Annotated in this window: 15 protein-coding genes and 2 other annotated features; of the genes, 5 read left to right on the top strand and 10 right to left on the bottom strand. The window is 37.0% G+C overall.

The features are described 5' to 3' along the window. Positions 1 to 3: 3 nt before the first annotated feature. A complete protein-coding gene (locus ACN6MX_RS12945; RefSeq protein ID WP_419959310.1) occupies positions 4 to 1,620 on the bottom strand; it encodes a putative polysaccharide biosynthesis protein in 1,617 nt (538 codons plus the stop codon). Between the two features lie 317 nt (positions 1,621 to 1,937). Between ACN6MX_RS12945 and ACN6MX_RS12950 the strand changes: the two genes are divergently transcribed. The 3 genes from ACN6MX_RS12950 (at position 1,938) to ACN6MX_RS12960 (ending at position 5,481) form a co-directional block, all read left to right on the top strand. Further along, positions 1,938 to 3,200, top strand: a complete 1,263-nt coding sequence (locus ACN6MX_RS12950; RefSeq protein ID WP_419959311.1) for an NAD(P)/FAD-dependent oxidoreductase — start codon at positions 1,938 to 1,940, stop codon at positions 3,198 to 3,200. 24 nt (positions 3,201 to 3,224) lie between these two features. After that, positions 3,225 to 3,457, top strand: a binding site (T-box leader). Between the two features lie 51 nt (positions 3,458 to 3,508). Next, on the top strand, positions 3,509 to 4,897 hold the full coding sequence (gene trpE, locus ACN6MX_RS12955; protein WP_419959312.1) for an anthranilate synthase component I: 1,389 nt from the start codon (positions 3,509 to 3,511) through the stop codon (positions 4,895 to 4,897). Further along, entirely contained in the window at positions 4,894 to 5,481 is a 588-nt protein-coding gene (locus ACN6MX_RS12960) for an anthranilate synthase component II (RefSeq protein ID WP_419959313.1), read from the top strand. Before trpE ends, ACN6MX_RS12960 begins: the two co-directional genes overlap by 4 nt. A gap of 136 nt (positions 5,482 to 5,617) precedes the next feature. On the opposite strand, the gene ACN6MX_RS12965 is transcribed toward ACN6MX_RS12960, so the two are convergent. Both ACN6MX_RS12965 and ACN6MX_RS12970 read right to left on the bottom strand, forming a co-directional pair. Continuing rightward, positions 5,618 to 6,325: a DNA alkylation repair protein gene (locus tag ACN6MX_RS12965; RefSeq protein ID WP_419959314.1), complete on the bottom strand. Its 708-nt coding sequence runs from the start codon at positions 6,323 to 6,325 to the stop codon at positions 5,618 to 5,620. 60 nt (positions 6,326 to 6,385) lie between these two features. Further along, positions 6,386 to 6,796, bottom strand: coding sequence for a VOC family protein (locus ACN6MX_RS12970; protein WP_419959315.1), 411 nt, complete (start codon positions 6,794 to 6,796; stop codon positions 6,386 to 6,388). A 197-nt stretch (positions 6,797 to 6,993) separates the two neighbouring features. On the opposite strand from ACN6MX_RS12970, the gene ACN6MX_RS12975 reads away from it, so the two are divergent. Both ACN6MX_RS12975 and ACN6MX_RS12980 read left to right on the top strand, forming a co-directional pair. Further along, on the top strand, positions 6,994 to 7,518 hold the full coding sequence (locus tag ACN6MX_RS12975; protein ID WP_419959316.1) for a sigma-70 family RNA polymerase sigma factor: 525 nt from the start codon (positions 6,994 to 6,996) through the stop codon (positions 7,516 to 7,518). Beyond that, positions 7,511 to 8,170 carry a hypothetical protein gene (locus ACN6MX_RS12980; protein ID WP_419959317.1) on the top strand — a complete coding sequence of 220 codons (660 nt, stop codon included), beginning with the start codon at positions 7,511 to 7,513 and terminating at the stop codon, positions 8,168 to 8,170. Before ACN6MX_RS12975 ends, ACN6MX_RS12980 begins: the two co-directional genes overlap by 8 nt. 115 nt (positions 8,171 to 8,285) lie before the next feature. Here ACN6MX_RS12980 and leuS read toward each other — a convergent pair whose 3' ends face one another. From leuS to ACN6MX_RS13015, 7 genes are all read right to left on the bottom strand, one after another. Continuing rightward, a complete protein-coding gene (gene leuS / locus ACN6MX_RS12985; protein ID WP_419959318.1) occupies positions 8,286 to 10,697 on the bottom strand; it encodes a leucine--tRNA ligase in 2,412 nt (803 codons plus the stop codon). A 225-nt stretch (positions 10,698 to 10,922) separates the two neighbouring features. Next, positions 10,923 to 11,135: a binding site (T-box leader), on the bottom strand. Between the two features lie 48 nt (positions 11,136 to 11,183). Continuing rightward, positions 11,184 to 11,837, bottom strand: coding sequence for a 3-oxoacid CoA-transferase subunit B (locus ACN6MX_RS12990; protein ID WP_419959319.1), 654 nt, complete (start codon positions 11,835 to 11,837; stop codon positions 11,184 to 11,186). A gap of 13 nt (positions 11,838 to 11,850) precedes the next feature. After that, positions 11,851 to 12,540 (bottom strand): CoA transferase subunit A, encoded by a 690-nt coding sequence (locus ACN6MX_RS12995; protein ID WP_419959320.1) that lies wholly within the window; start codon positions 12,538 to 12,540, stop codon positions 11,851 to 11,853. Between the two features lie 153 nt (positions 12,541 to 12,693). Continuing rightward, positions 12,694 to 13,461: a 3-hydroxybutyrate dehydrogenase gene (locus ACN6MX_RS13000; RefSeq protein ID WP_419959321.1), complete on the bottom strand. Its 768-nt coding sequence runs from the start codon at positions 13,459 to 13,461 to the stop codon at positions 12,694 to 12,696. Between the two features lie 43 nt (positions 13,462 to 13,504). After that, positions 13,505 to 14,833 (bottom strand): GntP family permease, encoded by a 1,329-nt coding sequence (locus tag ACN6MX_RS13005; protein WP_419959322.1) that lies wholly within the window; start codon positions 14,831 to 14,833, stop codon positions 13,505 to 13,507. A 449-nt stretch (positions 14,834 to 15,282) separates the two neighbouring features. Beyond that, positions 15,283 to 16,626: a sigma-54 interaction domain-containing protein gene (locus tag ACN6MX_RS13010; protein WP_419962622.1), complete on the bottom strand. Its 1,344-nt coding sequence runs from the start codon at positions 16,624 to 16,626 to the stop codon at positions 15,283 to 15,285. A gap of 1 nt (position 16,627) precedes the next feature. Further along, entirely contained in the window at positions 16,628 to 17,812 is a 1,185-nt protein-coding gene (locus tag ACN6MX_RS13015; RefSeq protein ID WP_419959323.1) for an MDR family MFS transporter, read from the bottom strand. Positions 17,813 to 17,935 lie beyond the last annotated feature (123 nt).

A 17,935-nucleotide genomic window follows, 5' to 3' on the forward strand; every position in this document is an offset into this window, starting at 1 on the left:
CTCCTAAAAACCAATTTTTTTCGTATACTTTGTCAGTCTTTCTCCAAAGAGCTTCTGAGCTAGACCTAGGCGCAATGTGACGTAACCATAGAAAGCTGCACCAATAATAGCACATACAATGATAACAACGAGTGCCTCTAGCTTGCTATCAACTGTAAATAAATGTTCTATGCTCCATTTAGATATAAATACAAGACTTAACATTATCAGATTTACAACAATGATTAGGAAAACTCTTCTAATTACCATTTCAGACCTGTAATGCAATGTTTTTCGAATTGCGACGATGTTTAAAACTATCGCAACTGTGTATCCGCAAGCCGTAGCTAAAATAGCTCCATCCGTTTCAAACATTTTTATAAATGGTGTGTTTAGTACAAGCTTCGTTAAAATTCCAACCAATAAATTTAAAATTATAAGCTTTTGACGATCAATCCCTTGCAAAATTGCAGTCGTTACAGGGTAAAGTGCAAATAAAATAGCAACTGGAGCATAATGAGCAAGTACTGCCGTACCCGCATCGCTTTGGTCGTAAAACACAAGATAAAACTCACTTGCTAAAACGGATATACCCATTGCAGCAGGTACAGTTAAAAATAATAATATTTGAAAAGTTTGGTCCAAAGATTTTCTAACTTGAGCAAAATCTTGTTTGGCGTAATAACTAGTAATATAAGGAATTAACGCCATAGAAAAACCAGTTGCAAGCATAACTGGAATCATCACTAGTTTGTGTGTAGTTAAATTTAACATCCCTAGATAAATCCCTGATTCTTTTCCACTAATGCCGATCATCGCCATAGCCCGATTAAATGTTATCATATCTACAAATTGGAATAGAGGATTTATAACTCCGACTAATGCAAAAGGAACTGTATAGACCAATATTTCTTTATATATATTTTTCAAAGAAACATTAGAAGTGGCATTACCACTACTTTTTAGTAAATCATTAAATTCTGGTCTTAATTTTTTCCAATACCAATATAAAACAAATAAACTTGCAATAGCTCCTAAAAACGCAGCAAATACAGCGAATGATACAGCTGTTTTTTCCGTACCATCAAATACTTTCAAAACCAAAAATGCTCCTGATAGTACAAATAATATACGGACTATTTGCTCTATCAATTGGGATATAGCAGTAGGAGTCATATGTTGATATCCTTGGAAAAATCCTCTTATTAAACTCATCACCGGTACAACGATAACTGCAAAACTTACATATTTAATAACCGTTGCAACATCCTGAACAGTTATCAAAGTATCCTTATCTTTAATAACTAAATGCGCAATAGGTTCTGCTAAAAAATATAAAACAAGAAATCCTAGCACACCAGTTACTGCCATAAGTAACATGCTCGATTTCACTAGTTTTCTTCCAGTTGCATAATCACCTAATGTGTTATATTTGGAAACAAATTTTGAAACAGCTATTGGTATACCAGAAACAGCAATTGCTAGCACAATTGAATATGGAACATAAGCATACTGATAAAGTCCAATGTATTCCTCTCCAACTAACTGATAAAAAGGAATAACATACAAAACACCTAGTATTCTTGATAATAAGAGACCAACAGTTAATATCATTGTCCCTTTTAATAAATTCGAAGCCATCTAACCCGTCCATTCTTATCAAATTCGCCTCAATGAATGTGCGACCAGACTTTTCTCGGCTGGCTTGAGAAAACCCTGCAGCATTCACCGGTGGCCTTAACTTTATTAAGCAGGGGTTTGTGGACATCGCTTTGTTGAATACATATCTCGTATTCACCTCACCACTTCTAGAAGTGGGAGATTTCTGCCCCTGCGCAAGCTCATCGCAAAAAAACATTTGCTTAATGAAGTTAAAATGTCTATCTTACAGTTTACAACTGTCTAAACAAAACTACAATCATGTATAATAAAGAAAAAACTGAAAGTGTGAATTTATTATGTATGACGTTATTGTAATTGGTGGGGGTCCCTCAGGATTAATGGCCGCTGCGGCAGCTGGTGCAGAAAATAAGAAAGTACTACTTATTGAAAAAGGAAATAAGCTAGGGAAGAAGCTCGCAATATCAGGTGGTGGGCGTTGCAATGTTACCAATAGACTCCCTCAAGAAGAAATAGTGAAAAATATCCCTGGAAATGGCCGGTTTTTATTCAGCCCGTTTTCTGTTTTTAATAATGAAGATATTATCGAGTTCTTTGAAAATCTAGGAGTTGCTTTAAAGGAAGAAGATCATGGAAGAATGTTCCCTGTCTCTAACAAGGCAATGGATGTAGTGAATGCCCTCCTCGATGAATTAAAAAGATTACAAGTAGAAATAAAGTTAAATTCAGTCGTTTCCAAATTATTGATGAATGATGAAAAAGTAATTGGTGTTAGACTTGCTTCAGGTGAAGAAATTACTGCAAGTGCTATCGTTGTAGCGGTCGGAGGTAAGGCAGTTCCTCAAACTGGATCAACTGGAGATGGTTATCCATGGGCTGAGAAAGCTGGACATACTGTAACAGACTTATATCCAACGGAGGTACCTTTATTGTCCAACGAGGCATTTATCAAATCGAAGGAGCTTCAGGGTCTCGCACTTCGTGGCGCAGGTGTCTCGGTATTAAATAAAAAAGGAAAACCAATTATTACGCATGAAATGGATATGTTATTTACCCATTTCGGCTTAAGTGGCCCTGCCGTATTGAGATGCAGCCAATTCGTTGTAAAGGAACAAAAGAAAAATGGCGGACAGCCTGTTTCAGTTCGAATTGATAGCCTTCCAGAACAAAATGAAGAACAAACTTTCCAGTTACTATTGTCTTCTATTAAAGAAGAACCAAAAAAAGCAGTAAAAAATGTATGGAAAGGTATTGTACCTGAAAGATGGCTATTATTTTTACTTCAACTTACTGGCATTCAAGAAAGTGAAGATGGTCAAAATCTTGCGCACGAAAAAATTCGGACACTTGCACATGAGTTAAAGCAATTCAACGTCTTTGTTTATGGTACACAACCTTTAGAGAAAGCTTTCGTTACTGGTGGGGGCGTATCCATCAAGGAAATAGAACCTAAAACTATGGCTTCGAAGAAAAAGGCAGGACTATATTTTTGTGGTGAAATATTGGATATTCATGGTTACACAGGGGGCTATAACATTACCTCGGCCCTTGTAACTGGAAAAATCGCTGGAATGAGTGCCGCTAAATCAATTGAATTTTAAAATAATTTATAATACAATAAACTATAATAAGCGATAAGGAAGAATAGTAACTTTATGAAATGCTCTAGAGAGCTGACGGCCGGTGCGAGTCAGTGCACGCAATAAAGTGAATGGGCTTCTTAGCTCCAAGACTGAACAATTTAATTTCAGTAGGTTTTGGCGTTCGTCTACGTTATAGGACTCGCAACTGTTTGGTTGCAATAAGTGGATTACAATAGTGATCAATGAAGGTGGCACCACGGCTCTCCGTCCTTTTCGATGGAGGGCCTTTTTGTATTTAGTTGAGCTGAGAAAAGGAGAGTTGAGTAATGACAGTTGAGACGAGAAGCTACAAAATGAAAGAAATTCAAGGGGATATGATGACTCCTATTTCCATTTATCATTCATTGCAAGGCAAGAAAAAAATGTTATTTGAATCCTCTGCAAAGCATGAGGAAAGTGGGAGATATTCCTTTATCGCTGTGGATCCCATCAGTGAATTAACTGGCGACCAGCATGGATATTCATTGTCCTTTAAAAACGGAGAAGTCGAACAAGAGCAAATGTCTGTCATAGAAAAACTTAAAACAATGATGCCGATTCATCAAGATTCGTATCCATTTTCGTTCTTTGGAGGAGCCATAGGTTATTTTGGCTATGAAACTGCATTCTACAATGAGAAAATAGGAGTTCTATTAAACGACGAATTAGAAATGCCAGACGTGCATGTTATGTTTTACGATACCTTTATTATTTTCGATCATTTAAAACAAGCCGTTACCATTGCGGCCATCGATTTATTTCAAAATGGGCGTTCTGAAAATGCGATGACTAACGCCATTGAAAAAATTTTTTCTGAGCTTCAGCAAGGACCAAAAATTCCTGAAAGATTGGATACTCTGCTTGCTTTTCTACCTCAGATTCAAGAAGTAGACTTTACAAAGATGGTGGAAAAAGCAAAGGAACATATTTTAAGAGGCGACATATTTCAGGTTGTACTATCTCAGCGTTTTACCTCTCCCTTTAACGGAGACCCTTTCTCGCTGTATCGACAGCTTCGTACTTCCAATCCATCTCCATATATGTTCTATATGGACTTTGAAACCTATACTATTTTAGGAACATCTCCTGAAAGCTTAGTAAAGGTTAAAGATGGATTAGTGACAACGAACCCTATAGCGGGAACAAAGCCTCGTGGAAAAACTACAGAGGAAGATGTTCGCATTGCTTATGAGTTATTGAATGATGAAAAAGAAGTCGCGGAGCACAGGATGCTCGTTGATTTAGGTCGCAATGATATCGGTCGAATTGCAGAAATCGGAACTGTTCATATCGAGAAATATATGAAAATTGAGTACTACAAATATGTCATGCATATTGTGTCAGAAGTAACTGGTCGTTTGAAAAAAGATGCACATATCCTGGATGTGTTAACTACTTGTCTACCAGCGGGAACTGTATCTGGAGCACCGAAAATTAGAGCCATGCAGATTATCAATAATTTAGAGCCTATGAAACGTGGTGTTTACGCTGGGGCAGTTGGATATATATCCGTTACAGGTAATATGGATTTAGCACTTGCCATTAGAACAATGGTTGTAAAGGATCATCATGCACATGTTCAAGCTGGAGCAGGTATTGTCCATGATTCTATTCCGAAAAGTGAATACGAGGAAACGATCCATAAAGCTAAGGCTCTTTTGGAGGTGCAACGATGATTTTATTGATCGATAATTATGATTCTTTTACGTATAATTTATATCAGCAAGTAAGCATGCTTGGCAAAGAAGTAAAAGTTGTTCGTAATGATGCTATTTCTATTAATGAAATTGAAGCATTAAATCCTGAGGCCATTATTATTTCTCCCGGACCAGGTACCCCTGCCGATGCAGGTATTTCCATCGAAATTATTCAAAAACTATATAAAAAGTATCCGATTTTAGGAATTTGTCTCGGTCATCAATCGATTGGAGCAGCCTTTGGGGCAAAAATTGTGCAGGCAAAAACGATTATGCACGGTAAAATGTCGACATTATCATATAGAAATCATGCCTTATTTGAAACTTTTAATGAACCAATTTTCGTCATGCGTTATCATTCACTTGTTATAGAAGAAGAGTCTTTGATAGATAAACTAGAAGTGTTGGCAAGGTCACAAGAGGACAATGAAATTATGGCAATCAAACATGTCGACTATCCTCTGTATGGTCTACAATTTCATCCGGAATCTATTGGGACCGAGCAAGGTAGCCGCATGATGCAGTCTTTTATTGAAACCCTTGAAAGAAACTATGTAAAATAAGATAAAATTGGAGCTCCTAGTGTCGTCCTAGGGGCTTTTGGGCTAGAAAAATCCTGAATCTTGACTGTTAGTTGGAATAACCAAATAGAAAAAGCTGCATATCCCTAATAAGGAACTAGCAGCATTAAAATTTATGTTAACATCTTACGTACTTACGTTTAAATCCAATCCTACCTCCATCTATTCCCTTTTGAATACTTTCGAAAGCATTTAGGAAACTGCTTTTTTTATTGTCCCGTTTCATTTCTACTATACCAATTGTCTTGGCTGTCTCAACTGCCTTTTCATGGAGAGGCAAATAGGAAATCCCTACACTGTGTACAAAATTATTCATTGCCGATTTTGCTCGCTCTGGGGATTCGTGAATATTATTTTTTACCATATCAAGCATATTAGAGATCTTAGTTTCCGAAAATTCAACGTCTTTTCGATTCCCTAAAAGCCAACAATAACAACTCCAACCTGCTGACATTCTCAGCTCTTTACCACTTGCGATCCATTTATCAGCAACTTCTTGGGCAATATCTGCCTCTGATAAAGTTACAGCGACTACATAATCGGATAACATGTAAAAATACGCTGAGTCCATCCATCGATCATAATCCAACTCAGTCATGCCGTTTGGGTCTGCAATTATGCCCGCAAAGTACATAGCATCATAGTTCCCTGTTGCATAAAGCTCATCAGCTAATTGTTGATCAATTTTTATTTTCTTTACAATTGGCTTCATAGCCCCTGTTGCCACTCCAAACAGCGGCTCATGTGCTCCATTAGTTATGTATATTTTTTTAGTTCGTTCCTTACCTAGTACTTCAAGTTCTTGCATAACCTGTTCTAAATTCATCAATTAGCACGTCCTTCTTTTTTGATTTTCCAACATTTTTTGCCCATTCAAAATATCAATTTAATATTGTTTTCCCTTGAAAGTAGGACTCAATTCACTCCATACATCAAACACATTTCCATCTATGTCGAAAAAAACAAAGTTGTTGCCTGGATGTCCTCGATCTTCAATTCCCCCTGTACGTACTCCCTTTTCCTTAAGAAACTCATGGAATTGTATTAGTTGTCCTATACCATCAACTTCAAATGTCATTTGAAAATGTTCCCGCTCATAGCTATCCAAAAAACCAGACCGCTCCCCTATTTTAGCCTTAACAAGGAAAAAGCTTTGATCAGCAAATTCTAAAATGGCTTTATCCGTATTTCTAAAGTTTTCAACAGCCCCAAGTATTTCCTGATACCACTGTGATGATTTCACCGGATCTACAACAGGTATGTATGTGGTCCCCACCCTTTTAATAAACGTACTCATTGCTACACCCCCACATATTTTTATAATTCTCATAGAAAGTTACAATTCTCCATCCATTTCCATCATATCATTTTTTGAAACTTACAAGATATTATTAATAATACGAAAGGATATGGAACCTACTTACGGTAAAATAATTTCAGAAAAATCCAAACCTTGATGTGTTAGGAGTCGTTTAATATATAACGAAAGGAGTTGTGGGTTTGTTCAATATTCATGACTTAAAAGAATTAATGTTTCAATATACAGAGCCCTTAATACGTTTGGCTTATTACTACGTGAAGGATCTCCAAGCAGCAGAGGATATTGTACAAGAAGTATTTATCAAATTTTATCATAATCAGCTTCATTATGAAGAACGCGGAGAGTTAAAGGGATTTTTAACAAAAATGACTATTAATAAAAGCAAAGATTATTTAAAAAGCTGGGCCTATAGAAAGATCCAACTACAAAATAAATTATTTTCACATGCCGGTAAAAGAAATTTGGATGAATTGGTAAAAAAAGACGAGCAAGCAATAATTGGAGAAGCAATACTAAAATTGCCCTTAAAACAACGAGAAGTTCTAATTTATTTTTATTTTAATGAAATGACTATTACGGAGATTGCTCATATTTTATCTATTCCAGAAGGTACAGTAAAAACTCGATTAAGGCGAGGCAAAGAACTATTAAAAAGTCTGCTGAAAGGAATAGAATGGGAGGTGCTTTTAAATGAATAACTATATCCCTAATGAAGTGAAAGATTTAACAACCAGTAAACAACGTGTAATGCGAAATGTAGTGAATGAGATAGAAAATACCTCAAGAAAGTCAAAACATAAATGGAAATATGTAGTAATTAGCGCTATTTTAACAATTAGTGCAATGCTTTTTGTCTTCAACGAAATTTTTATTAAAAATGAACAACAATCTGCAACCGAAGTGCAGCTAGATTTTACCAAACCTACATTTTCGGAGGAACAAGGATTACTTTATCTTCATGGAGTAACATTAGGTGACTCACAATCAAAAGTAATAGAACGGCTAGGTAAAAATTACACAATAGATGACTACGAGGATGGTAGTGTAGCAGACTTCATATTGGATTATGATGGTATTGCGAGATTCTATTTTTATCAAGATAAATTAGATTTAATAATATTCATGAAAGTAGATGAAATTTACTTTGACAAATTATTTAATGAATATGATGGATTTAAATTTCTTACTTCGTCGAATAATAATGACCGGTATTTCTACTCGAGGGAGACTGGTCAGCTATTAAAAGCAACGATCATTCCTAACGGAGATCTTTACTTGTATCTCATGCACGGTGGTAAGGACCTATTGGAAAACCCAGATTTCCCCAAAATAGAACAGGTTTTTGATTAGTTTTAATGATACTTTCACTAACCATTCAACAAAAAATCATCCCCCCTCTAAGAAAAGTTAGAGGGGAGATGACTTTTAAATTAATCTTATTTATAAAACTTCTTTTAAAGGCTCATCAAATGACGATATTGACCATTTTACCAGGGATTGCAATAATTTTCTTCACTTCTTGGCCTTCTAACCATTGTTGTACTTGTTCAGAAGCAAGAGCTAATGCTTCTAGTTCATCTTTAGTTGCATCTTTTGCAACATGTAATTTCGCACGAACTTTTCCTTTAATTTGAACAGGAATTTCTACTTCATTGTCGACTAACTTAGACTCATCGAAAGTTGGCCATGCTTCATACACGATTGTATCGTTGTGCCCAAGAATGCTCCAAAGCTCTTCTGCAATATGTGGAACGATAGGAGAAATCAGCTTCACAAATCCTTCTACATATTCTGTTGAAATTTGTTCTGCTTTGTAGCCTTCATTGATAAATACCATCATTTGCGAAATGGCAGTATTATAATGCATTGCTTCAAAGTCTTCTGTTACTTTTTTAACCGTCTGGTGATACGCTTTTTCCATATTAGCTGATGACGTGTCTGTAACTTTAGCACTCAATTTACCCTCTTCATCTACAAGCAAACGCCAAATACGATCTAAGAATCTTCTGGAACCATCTAACCCGTTTGTTGACCACGGTTTTGAAGAGTCCAGTGGTCCCATGAACATTTCATATAGACGAAGTGAATCAGCACCATGACTTTTCACAATATCATCAGGGTTTACTACATTCCCTTTTGACTTAGACATTTTCTCGTTACCTTCACCTAGAATCATTCCTTGGTTAAATAGTTTTTGGAATGGCTCTTTCGTTGTCACTACACCGATGTCGAAAAGGAATTTATGCCAAAAGCGTGCGTACAATAAATGAAGAACTGCATGCTCTGCTCCACCTACATAAATGTCCACCGGGAGCCAACGTTTAGCTAGTTCTGGATCTACAAGTGCCTCGTCATTATTTGGATCTATATAACGAAGGTAATACCAGCAGCTGCCTGCCCATTGAGGCATTGTATTCGTTTCACGACGACCTTTTTTACCCGTCACTGGATCTACAACATTTACCCATTCCGTAATATTAGCTAGAGGCGATTCACCTGTACCACTCGGTTTAATATCCGTTGTTACAGGAAGCATTAACGGTAATTCAGCCTCTTCTACAGGTGTAGAAGTGCCATCTTCCCAATGGATGATTGGAATTGGTTCACCCCAATAACGTTGGCGGCTAAACAACCAGTCGCGTAGTCGATACGTGATTTTCTTTTCACCTTTATCATTTGCTTCAAACCATTCAATCGCTTTTGCAATCGCTTCTTGTTTATTTAAGCCATTCAAGAATTCTGAGTTTACAAGCGTTCCGTCCGCTGTATAAGCCTCTTTTTCAACATCTCCACCTGAAACTACTTCCACGATTGGCAAATCAAATTGTCGTGCAAACTCATAGTCACGCTCATCATGAGCAGGAACTGCCATAATAGCACCAGTTCCGTATGTTGCTAATACATAATCCGCTATCCAAATTGGCATTTTTTCGCCACTTACTGGGTTAACTGCATAAGCACCTGTAAATACACCAGTTTTATGTTTGGCAAGATCGGTACGTTCTAAATCGCTTTTCAATTTCACTTGATCTTTATAAGCTTGCACTGCTTCTGCTTGGTCAGCTGTTGTGATTTTATCCACTAGCTTATGTTCTGGGGCTAATACTGCGTAAGTTGCACCAAAAATAGTGTCTGGGCGAGTTGTAAATGCACGGAATGATTCATTAGTTTCAGCTACTTCAAATGTAAGCTCTGCACCTTCTGAACGTCCAATCCAATTTCGCTGCATTTCTTTTAAGCTATCTGGCCAGTCAAGATCATCTAAATCTTCTAAAAGTCTATCTGCATAAGCAGTTATACGAAGCACCCATTGACGCATCGGACGACGTTCTACCGGATGCCCTCCCCGCTCTGACACACCATCGATTACTTCTTCATTCGCCAATACTGTACCTAACGCCGGGCACCAGTTTACCGGCACTTCATCTACATATGCAAGACCTTTTTTGTACAGCTGGATGAAAATCCATTGCGTCCATTTATAATAAGAAGGATCTGTCGTATTTACTTCTCTATCCCAGTCAAATGAAAATCCTAAATCCGTCATTTGACGTTTAAAAGTAGCGATATTTTTCGCAGTAAATTCTGCAGGATCATTTCCAGTATCGATTGCATATTGCTCCGCCGGAAGTCCAAAAGCATCCCAGCCCATTGGATGAAGTACGTTATAGCCTTGTTTACGTTTAAATGCACTTAATATATCCGTTGCTATATACCCTAGTGGATGCCCTACGTGTAAACCTACTCCCGAAGGATAAGGGAACATATCCAATGCATAAAATTTTGGTTTGGATGGATCATCCGTCATTTTATACGTTTTGTTTTCCTGCCAATATTTCTGCCATTTTTTTTCAATTGCTTCATGATTAAAGCTCATCGTAACTCCTCCTCAAATGTATAAAAGCGTAAGCGCCTATCTTTGGAAGCCAGTCTAAGTTCGCGACATCGTGTCGCAACGACTGACTGACCCACATCCTGTGGGCCTCCGACCAGCGCTGGAAGGATTTACGTAAAGGCTCCTTTACCTTTGCTGAAATCCTAAAGCGACTCAGGCGGGCTAGGCGCTGAAGCTAGAAATAAAAAAACTCGCCCCTTAAAAAAACTAAGGGACGAGAGATATACTCACGCGGTACCACCCAAATTAGCGAAAACTTCACTCAACTTGATTCCTTAACGCGGAAAACGGAATAAGCTACTTATCGTTCACTTATTCTGACTCAAAGGCGAGTTCAATAATTCGTTACGCTAACTTGCACCATCCGTTAGCTCTCTACAGAAACGAGATTTACCTACTAATCCTTTTCACAGTCGACTTCTATTAGATTTAATAATAATGGATTCCACATTAAAATACAAGCTGATGTTAGATAGAAACATTTTCTCGAACGTCATTAATAATAAGTTCAGCTTCTGTTGCATCAACAATATCTTGAATAGTATAACCTTCAAATACTTCTTTCAGTTCAAGCCCATTTTCGGTTACTTCTATCATTGCCCGTTCTGTTATTATTTTATTCACAACTGCCTTACCCGTTAAAGGTAATTCACATTGTTTTTTAATTTTAGCGGAACCGTCTTTTGCACAATGATCCATAATAACAATAATTTTTTTAGCACCATGCACAAGGTCCATCGCTCCCCCCATGCCTTTAATCATTTTCCCTGGAATCATCCAGTTCGCAAGATCACCTTTTTCAGATACTTCCATTGCACCTAAAATGGCTACATCTACATGTCCTCCACGAATCATCGCAAAAGACTCCGCACTATTGAAAAAGGCAGAACCCGGAATAGTAGTAACTGTTTCCTTCCCAGCATTAATAAGATCTGGGTCTACCTCTTGCTCGGTCGGATATGGTCCTATACCAAGCAACCCATTTTCAGATTGTAAAACGACCGTTTTATCTGGAGAGATGAAATTCGCTACTAAAGTCGGAATTCCAATTCCTAGATTTACGTAGTTTCCATTTTCGATTTCTTTTTCTGCTCTTCTTGCTATTTTTTCCCGTGTATTCAATCGAAACTCCTCCTTAAGAACGTGTCGTTAAACGTTCGATTCTTTTTTCCTGTTCTGCTTGGAATAGACCTTGAACATAAATACTTGGTGTATGTATTTGAGCTGGATTTAAATCTCCAGTTTCCACAATTTCTTCCACTTCCGCAATTGTAATTTTACCAGCTGCAGCCATCATTGGATTAAAGTTTTGCGCTGTCATGTTATAAATAAGATTACCAAATTTGTCTGCTTTAGCTGCTCTTATGAAAGAATAATCAGCGTGGAGTGCCTCTTCCAGCACATATTCCTTACCATCGTAAACACGTACTTCTTTTCCCTCTGCTACTATGGTTCCGACACCGGCAGGAGTAAAGAAAGCTGGAATTCCTGCACCACCAGCACGGATTTTTTCTGCCAATGTTCCTTGTGGTGTCAATTCCACTTCTATCTCACCAGATATTACCTGTCTTTCAAACTCTTTATTTTCCCCAACATATGAACCTATCATTTTCTTTATCTGTTTGTTTTTGAGTAGTAATCCTAGTCCCCATTCATCTACACCACAATTGTTGGAGATAACTGTTAAATCCTTCACACCTTTATCTACTAATGCTAATATTAGTTGCTCCGGAATTCCAACAAGTCCAAAGCCTCCGACCATTAGTGTCATTCCATCTTGCACCCCTGCCACAGCTTCTACAGCTGAATTATATATAGGCTTCATGCTCCCAATCCCCTTTCATTTGTAAGCTTGATACATTATTATTTTCTCAAATATCCGATAACTTAGCAAACTATTTCCTTTGTATGTCCCCATGAAAAGACTAACACTGGGTATTCAATAAACGCACCGATTATTTAATCGGGCGCTTATAACTTATTGACTCGTGTAACCACCATCTAAGACAACTGCTTGACCCGTCATTCCTTTTGCAGCATCGCTTGCTAAAAACAAAGCCAAATCAGCTACCTCTTTTACATCTAACAATCGTTTTTGGGGAACTAAAGGATATAATACTTCCTCTAAAACAGATTCTACTGGGACATTACGTATTTTTGCTAAATCGTGAAATTGGTTTCGAACAAGGGGTGTGTCCACATAGCCTGGACAAACAGCATTCACTGTAATCCCATCTGCAGCTGTCTCAAGAGCTGCAACTTTTGTAAGTCCAATTACGCCATGTTTTGCTGAGTTATAAGCTGCTTTACCTGCAAAACCAACTAAACCATTTATAGAAGCCATATTAATAATTCTACCGAATCCGTTCTTCCGCATATGCGGAAGAACGTGTTTGGTTGCTATAAACGGAGCTGTTAGCATTATTTTTATCAATAGTTCAAAGCGTTCTGTTGGAAAATCTTCAAGCATTGAAACATGCTGCATTCCAGCATTATTAATCAATATATCAATCTGCCCGTACTCTTTTACCGTTACATTAATTGAGTTAATAATATCTTCTTCTTTTGTCACATCACATTTAATACCCAGTACATCATTACCTAGTGCTATTGCAGCATCCTTTACCTTTTCTTCATTTATATCCGTTAAAACTACCTTCGCACCAGCTTTATAAAATTCCTGAGCAATTTCAAAGCCTATGCCCCCTGCCGCTCCAGTAATAAGAAGTACTTTATCTTTAACCATTACTTTGCCTCCTAAAAAAGTCATCTAGCAATTCATAGGAAAACTAAATTCCTAAATTAAATGAAAAGAGAATAATTGCTAGTATTACACCTAGTGCTGGTACTACTACGGTTGTCGCTGCAACTGGCCAATAGGCTGCACTATGTTTTTCACCACAGATTGATTGAATAGTAGTTACTACATACCCATTATGCGGCAATGAATCAAGAGCTCCAGATGAAATAGCTACAACTCTGTGCAATGCCTCAGGATTTACACCCATATCCATATAATGTGGAGCTAAAAGTGGCAAAGCAATAGTTTGCCCACCTGATGAAGAACCCGTCATTCCCGCTATTACAGAAACTGCAATTGCTGCGCCTATTAATGGAGAGCCAGGAATATTGGTCATTGCTTCTACTGCAGTTGTAAATGCAGGTACGTTTTTTGCAACTCCTCCAAATCCTACTACTGCTGCGGTATTACCAATTGCAATAATCGCACCAACTGTACCAGCTGAAAAAGCTTCCCAGAAGTTTTTAGAGTATTTTCTACCAACAATATAGGTTGCAATAACTCCACCTAGTAATGCTATTATTAGAGCAGATTGTGCAAGTTTATCATGGAAAATATAAGAAATTAATAATACAACTACCAAAGGAAGCATCGCTAAGAAAGGATTTGGCAAGTTTCTTTTCGTATCAAATGTTGGATCCGTTTCACGATCTTCAAATCTTTCTCCTTTATTAACAGCTTTTTGAATAATACGTTTCAGCCACCAGTAACCAAATGTTGCCATGAATACCGCTACGATAATACTTACTTCCCAACCCGCATAAGCATTCGTCCCTAAAAATTGAATCGGTATCCAGTTTTGAATTTCAGGTGATCCTGCAGAAGTCATCGTAAAGGTTACAGACCCAAGTGCTAATGTTGCCGGTATGAATCTACGAGGTAAATCCGCTTGTTTAAACAATGAAATTGCCATTGGATATACAGAAAATGCAACAACGAAAAGACTTACTCCACCATACGTAAGAACCGCACAGGCAAGAACAATGGCAAGCACTGCAAACTTCATGCCCAATTTATCCACTATCCATTTGGACACTGAATCTGCGGCTCCGCTATCCTCCATAACTTTACCGAATACAGCTCCTAGTAAGAACATCAAATACCAAGAAGCGATAAACCCTGTAAATCCTGACATATAACTAGTCACAAAGTCAGCTTCATCTTTACCAGCAAGCTGAGAAAATAATGGCATTCCACTAGTCACAGCTACTAAAAGCGCCGATATAGGACCAGCAATTAGTATATTTACACCTTTCATGGTCAAAACAATCAATAAGGCTAAGCCGCCTATAAGACCGATCATACTTAATACTTCCATTAACAAATCCTCCTATTATTTTAAATCGTGTTAGAATACCTAGCTATCTTTTTGTGGCAATATTTTATCAAAATGATTGAAATATATAACAGAGTCTAGTAATAAATAAATATATTTAGGGCAATAATCATCCTCGTTAATAAATTTTGGGTACCACATTAAGATTTTTGAGTATTTAAATTTCCAAAAATCTAATTCTCTGCAGAAGAAATAGATTTCTTTACTTGAATTATTTTTGAATACCCTAATATATAAAAGCGCTTTCATAAGTCATTAAAACATAATCTAAATTTTCAATCAATAAAGATTGGGTCGGAGTCTTTCAGAGTTCAAGTGAGATTAATCCGATTTCTCGGATTATTATATTATTAAAATTAACAAATACAATGTTTATTTAAAATGCTAAAAATCCGATTTTCTGGAATATTGTCCAAAAAATCGGATTTAGGTCATAAGTTGTGTTTTTTAATTTTTTCGTACAATGTGGATCTACTTAGACCAAGTTGCTTTGCAATCCTTATTTTATCTGATTCTTCCTCTAAGTAAGATTGAAGCACTTTCTTTTCTACTTCTGCTAATATGTCCTCGAGCGTACCAGTAGTTTGGAAAGAAGGTACATTACTTAGTTTTATCTGTGAAGGAAGTGCAGATGGCAAAATGATATCATTTTCCGCTAAGAAAACCGTTGCTTGCAGGATGTTTTGTAATTCTCTTACATTCCCTGGCCAGTGATAGGATTGGAGTATCTCCCGCGTTTTTGTTGCTAAGGTGACATGTCTTCGTCCAGCCTTAAGCATAAATTTTTGTAGAAAATAATTGAGTATATCTATAAAATCTTCCATTCGTTCTCTTAATGGTGGAATGGATAGAGTAATTGCTTGTAATCGGTAATATAAATCGGCTCTGAACTTCTTCTCCTCAATTAGCTTAGAAAGAGCAACATTTGATGAAACAACAATACGAACATTTACTTTTTCACTGCTCTCCGAATTCAGAGGCGTAATTTCCTCTTCCTGCATCGCCCTTAAAAGCTTTGCTTGAAGTGTAAGAGGAAGTGCACTAATTTCATCTATATAAAGAGTTCCTTTATCTGCTTGCTTGTACCGGCCGTTTCGTAAGGTTCCGTTGTTATGATCTAGCACTCCAAATATTTCTTTCTCAAGCAACTCTGGTGGTATTGCAGCACAATTTACTTTAACAAAAGGGTAATCAGAGCGTTCCGAAAGCTGATGGATACTATGAGCGAACATATCTTTTCCTGTTCCGCTTTCTCCTTCGATTAACACTGGAAGGTCACTTGGCGCAATTATTTCAATAGTTTCTTTTATTTTTCGAATAGCTGGAGAAGTACCTTTAATATCTCCTAATCTGTATTCTGTGTAACTATTATCTTCTATATTTAACTGAATTCTTTCCATTGTGTTTCGAACATGAGAACTTAACCTTTTCCAATCAGACATGTCCCGAAAAATGACACTACCAAAAGCCCCAACAATCTTTCCATCTATAAAAAGAGGAACACGATTCGCAAGCATATATGTTCCTTTAATATAATGTGGAGAGGCATTATCAGGAACCCCAGATTTAATCACTTCATGCATTTTCGTGTTTTCAATAATGTCAGCTACAGGTTTACCTATAGCTTCCTCTCTCTTTACTTCAAGAAAGCTACAGTAATCCTTATTGATATATAGAATTTTCGAATCTGCATCTACTACAACAAACCATTGAAAAGCATTTTCTAAAATTTCGGCAAGAACAGAAGTGGATAAGTATTTTTGTAAATTCTCCAGATCAAATCACATCCTTATCAGGTGCTACTTTCTTAAGCGGGCGATCGTATAAAAGGGTTGGAATTATTGCTAATGCTATCAGTAATGTGAAAACTAAGAACATCGCTTGTATTCCATAGACATCAACTATGATTCCTCCGGCAAACGGACCAATCATTCGTCCAATAGTAGCCATACTGTTCACAATTCCCTGATAAAATCCTTCTCTTCCTTTTGGTGCTAGCTGGTTAGCTAATGTAGGCACAGCTGGCCATATAAATATTTCCCCAAGTGTCAGGACAACCATTGCAACAATAAACATCGTATAATCTTCTGCATAAGAAACGACAACAAAAGAAGCCATAAATATTACTATACCAATGATCATCTGTGTTTTTATACGATGCTCCAGCCTATTAATAATTGGCTTAATAAGTGGCTGAGTTAATAGTATTAGAGCACCGTTTATCGTCCAAAGCATGCTATATTCTTTTAAAGTAATACCTAAATCCAACACATGAGTAGAAATAGTGGAAGTCCATTGTACATAAGCTACCCACGTAAGCATATAACCAATTGATACAATCATCATTGCATAAAATGGTGCTTTTTGTTTAATTTTTTTAGAGTTTTTCATTATTGAAGCATTTATATTAGGAGCTACTGACATTTTGCGGTAATAAACTCCCGCTACCACAAGAAATAATATATAAGTCAATAAATTAGCTAGAAAAATATTATTAATATTATGATCAGCAACCAAGCCCGCAACAGCAGGACCAATAGCCACTCCTAAGTTTTGAGCCAAATAAATTGCATTAAAAGCTTTTCTACCACCTTCGGGCCAGACACTTCCTACTAAAGCATACATGCTAGGGAAAATTATACCTCCACTGAAGCCAAGAATTGCAACAAACCATATATATTCTGGCCATCCATGCCAAAACGTTAGAAGTAATAGAGAAACCATTGACAATATAATCCCAAACATAATAGATTTATATCCACCTATTCTGTCAAATAGATATCCTCCTAGTAAATTACCAATAACCCCTGTTCCAGCATTAATCATAAGCACAAACCCTGCCATTGTTAGCGTTTGCCCAAGATGATCATGCATGTATATTGTATGTAACGGCCATAAAAAAGAATTTCCCGTTGTATTGATGAACATTCCGATTATTAAAAACCATACTGCTTTAGGCAATTTAAACACCTCACTTCTGTTGTACTCAGAAGAATATTGTATTCCTTTTCAAATGGCACTTCAAGAAGATTAGAACAAACTTATCAAAGTCATGATAAAATAATCCTGTTAAGGAGTGAAAAA

Source organism: Psychrobacillus sp. BM2 (assembly GCF_048572895.1).
GTDB lineage: Bacteria > Bacillota > Bacilli > Bacillales_A > Planococcaceae > Psychrobacillus.